This is a genomic window from Xanthomonas cannabis pv. cannabis (assembly GCF_000802365.1).
GTDB lineage: Bacteria > Pseudomonadota > Gammaproteobacteria > Xanthomonadales > Xanthomonadaceae > Xanthomonas > Xanthomonas cannabis.
In genome coordinates this window covers 1-2,981 of sequence record NZ_JSZE01000196.1, presented here as the reverse complement: position 1 = coordinate 2,981, position 2,981 = coordinate 1, and the positions used below count along the sequence as shown (strand labels likewise).

Annotated in this window: 2 protein-coding genes; both read right to left on the bottom strand. The window is 65.1% G+C overall.

All coding sequences use genetic code 11. From position 1 onward, the window contains the following. Positions 1–559 precede the first annotated feature (559 nt). Positions 560–2,122, bottom strand: coding sequence for a 2-isopropylmalate synthase (locus tag OZ10_RS19960; protein WP_039407261.1), 1,563 nt, complete (start codon positions 2,120–2,122; stop codon positions 560–562). Beyond that, a partial coding sequence (locus OZ10_RS19955; RefSeq protein ID WP_039566820.1) for a threonine dehydratase occupies positions 2,119–2,981 on the bottom strand: 863 nt, incomplete at its 5' end. The genes OZ10_RS19955 and OZ10_RS19960, both read right to left, overlap by 4 nt.

Sequence of the window (2,981 nt, the reverse complement as noted above, 5' to 3'; positions counted from 1 at the left end):
TACGCTGCCACATTCCGAACAGATAAGGCTCGGTGGCGGCATCCATGCCGCCACACGGTCCCGCCACCGGACGCGACACCACGCTTCCACCATTGCTATCGCTGATCGGCAAGCAATGCTTCAAGCACGTGTTGCTGCCTGCAGACTTCCCAGCCGATGAGATCGGCAAGCCATCTATCTGCTCACGTCGCCAGGATGGACGCTCCAAGGACCTTCAGCTCAACATGCCCTCTGCATTTCTTTCCGCAACCGATAGCAATTGGTGGTGCTTGCGCGGGTGCCGGTGTGGGACCTTGAGCGGCATGGATGCCGCGCCAGAGCCTACATGGACGTACTTGCGGCGTGTCCCACGCCGGTACACGTGCAAGCGCCCGCAGCAGACCGAAGCATTCGCACAAAACCGGCAGATCTCGTGTGCGAGGTTGTTCTGTGTCGGTACGAGTGCACGCGCCCGCAGCAGCCCGACGCACTTGCAAGAAAGTTGGAACACCAAAACCAAAACGGCCAGCAGATCACTCCGCCGGCCGTCAGGCTTGCATCACCTTGCCAATGAGCAGCGTTACGCCACCGCAGCGGTCTTGCCGGCGATCACGCCGCGCTCGCGCTGGCGCAGCAGGCGGTTGGCCACGTCCAGCCACGCCAGGGCGCTGGCTTCGATGATGTCCTTGCTGGTGCCGGTGCCTTCGTATTCCACGCCGTCGTGGCGCACGCTCAGGCTGGCTTCGCCACGCGCATCCGCACCGATGCCCACGCTGTGCACCTGGTAGCTGTCCAGCTCCAGCTTCACGCCGGTCGCCGAGGCCAGGGCCCCGAAGAGTGCATCCACCGGCCCGTTGCCCTGCGCCGTCTCGGCCACGCGGTTGCCTTCCGGGTCGGACAATTCCACCAAGGCGTTCGCACGGCTGCCCACATCGCTGATGGTCATTGACGCCAGGCGGTAACCTTCCTGCACGGTGGCGTCCTGCATCATCGCCTGCAGGTCGGCGTCGGTGACCACGCGCTGCTTCTCGCACAGCGCCTTGAACTGCTCGAACACCAGCTTGACTTCTTCTTCTTCCAGCAAGTAACCCAGTGCACGCAGGCGCTGTTCCACCGCGGCGCGGCCGCTGTGGCGGCCAAGCACCATCTGCGACGACTCCCAGCCCACGTCTTCCGGGCGCATGATTTCGTAGGTACCGCGATGGCGCAGCATGCCGTGCTGGTGGATGCCCGATTCGTGCGCGAACGCGTTGCCGCCCACCACCGCCTTGTTGCGCTGTACCGGCATGCCGACCAGGCGCTGCAGCAACTGCGAGGTGGAGACAATGCGCGGGGTATTGATGTCGGTATCGATGTTGTAGAACGCACCGCGCACCTTCAGTGCCATGGTGATTTCTTCCAGCGCGCAGTTGCCTGCACGCTCGCCAATACCGTTGATGGTGCATTCGACCTGGCGTGCGCCGCCTTCGATGGCGGCCAGCGAATTGGCCACGGCCAGACCCAGGTCGTTGTGGCAGTGCGCACTGAAGATCACGTTGTCGGCAGCGTCGACGCTGGCGATCAGGCGCGAGAACATGCCGCGGATTTCTTCCGGCGTGGTGAAGCCCACCGTGTCGGGCAGGTTGATCGTGGTGGCGCCGGCCGCGATTGCCACGCGGGTGACCTCGATCAGGAAATCTTCCTCGGTGCGTGTGGCGTCCTCGGCAGAAAACTCCACATCGTGGATGTAGCTGCGCGCCAACGTCACGTGCTTGTGTACCGATTCCAGCACCTGCTCTCGGCTCATCCGCAGCTTGTGCTCACGGTGCAAAGGGCTGGTCGACAGGAAGACATGCAGCCGCGGATTGGCAGCCGCTTCCAGCGCCTTGGCCGAGGTTTCGATGTCGGCTTGCAGGCAGCGCGACAACACGGCCAGCGTCGGGCGACGCAGCTCGCGGCCGATCATCGCCACCGCTTCGCGGTCCGACTGCGAGCTGGCCGGGAAACCGGTTTCGATGATGTCCACGCCGAGTTCGTCCAGCGCGCGCGCCATGACCAGCTTCTGCTGGGGCGTCATGCTGCAGCCGGGGGATTGCTCGCCGTCGCGCAGGGTGGTGTCGAAAATTCGGATACGCGGGGTCTGGTTGGATACGTTCGTGTTCACCAGGAAGACTCCTCTACGGCGATGGCGGTGACAGGCGTTGAAGCGACTGCGGATGGGCGGGAAAGAGCGGGTGGTTGGTTGGGTGGCTTGACGCTGCGTTCGTTGCGAAGCCGCTCGGTGTTGCGACGACGCGGTTTGCGTGGCGGACGCGGCCGCACCTCGGACAAGAGTGTGGCCAACACGGTTGCGTCGATATTACCGCCAGAGACCACCGCACATTTGCGTTTGCCTGCCACACGGCGACCAGCGGCCAGGGCCAGGGCACCGGCGCCTTCGGCAATCACGTGTTCTTCCAGTGCAAGACGCACCAGGGTTTCGCGTAATTCGGCTTCGCGCACGATCACCACGTCGTCGAGCAGGCTCGAGCACAAGCGGCGGGTGAGAAAGCCGGGAATCTTGACCTTGACCCCATCGGCCAGCGTGGGCACGGGAGCGATTTCGCGCAGGTCGCCGCGCACGGCGCGCGCCATCGAGTCCACGCCTTCGACCTGCGCGCCGACCACGCGCACGCCCTGCGACTTGAGCGCCAACGCAATACCGGAGGCCAGCCCACCACCGCCGATCGGCACGATCACCACGTCCGGCGCATGCGCCGCCAGCTCGATCCCGACCGTGCCCTGGCCGGCGATCACGTCCGGGTCGTCGAAGGCGGACAGGAAGCGATAGCCGTTCTGGTCGGCCAGCTCGCGGGCAAAGGCGAAGGCCTCGTCGTAACTGTTGCCATGCTGGCGCACGGTGGCGCCCCAGTGCGCCACGCCGGCGATCTTGGTCTGCGGCGCGCCGTGCGGCATCACCGTGATGGCCTGCACACCCAGCCGATAGGCCGACCACGCGACACCTTGCGCGTGATTGCCGGCCG